We start from the raw sequence: 895 nt of genomic DNA on the forward strand, positions 1-895 counted from the left end.
ATATTTGGCTGGATTGGCTTCGATATCGGAAGCGAGATCCAGAAGCTGGTCGATCTCCTCAACGGAAAAATCCAGTGGATTCAGCAAATGTCTCATTTGATTCTCCTTCTCTATTCGTATTAGCATATTTTTCCCAACTATTATAAAACATTTCCAGATGGATTGCTATAGCTTTTAATGATCTGTGATATAAAAAATATGAATAGGGGGGATAGAAAATATGGACAATGTGATGACGGCTGGAAGATTACCTGCGATGAAATAGGAAATAAAAATGACTTTCCAGGGCAAAATGGATTAGCGTAAGGAACGGTCAGACAGGGAGAAAAATCTGGTAAGAAAAGCGTAAGGAACATTAAGAAAAATAAGGTAGGAGAATTGAAACAAATCCGGTATAATGTAGAAAGAAGAACTGGAATTGCAATGGTTGAAACTTGTATAAATCCAGGTTGTCAGGAATGGATTTCGATGGAATATTCAGGAGCATGAAATAAGTTAGAAAATGGAGAAGGCTGATGGAAGAGCGGAAAGTGCCGGGGAAGAATGAACTCCGGAAACGGGAACCTGTCATACAGGTAAAAAATCTATATAAAGTCTACCGCGTCGGCGAGACGAAAGTATACGCGCTGAACGGCGTTGATTTTACGATGTACCGTGGCGAATTCTGTGCGATTGTAGGTACCTCCGGTTCGGGTAAATCTACCTTATTGAATATGCTGGCGGGGCTGGAGAAGCCGACGAAGGGCGAGATTGTCATAGCCGGACAGCACATAGAAAAATTAAACGAGAACCAGCTGGTGGCATTCCGCCGGGAGCGGGTCGGATTTATCTTCCAGTCATATAACCTGCTCGGTACGATGAATGCGGTTGAAAATGTAGCGCTTCCGCTGTCCTT

The 895-nt window shown here is 42.7% G+C and carries 1 protein-coding gene and 1 pseudogene; one reads left to right on the top strand and one right to left on the bottom strand.

The window, feature by feature from the left end:
• A pseudogene (locus QVO97_RS07305) lies at positions 1–96 on the bottom strand (aspartate carbamoyltransferase); the annotation flags it as partial.
• 419 nt (positions 97–515) lie between these two features.
• On the opposite strand from QVO97_RS07305, the gene QVO97_RS07310 reads away from it, so the two are divergent.
• On the top strand, positions 516–895 hold a 380-nt coding region (locus QVO97_RS07310; protein ID WP_288189296.1), incomplete at its 3' end, for an ABC transporter ATP-binding protein.

The organism is Clostridium sp. CAG:43 (assembly GCF_000434655.1).
Taxonomy (GTDB): domain Bacteria; phylum Bacillota; class Clostridia; order Lachnospirales; family Lachnospiraceae; genus Otoolea; species Otoolea fessa.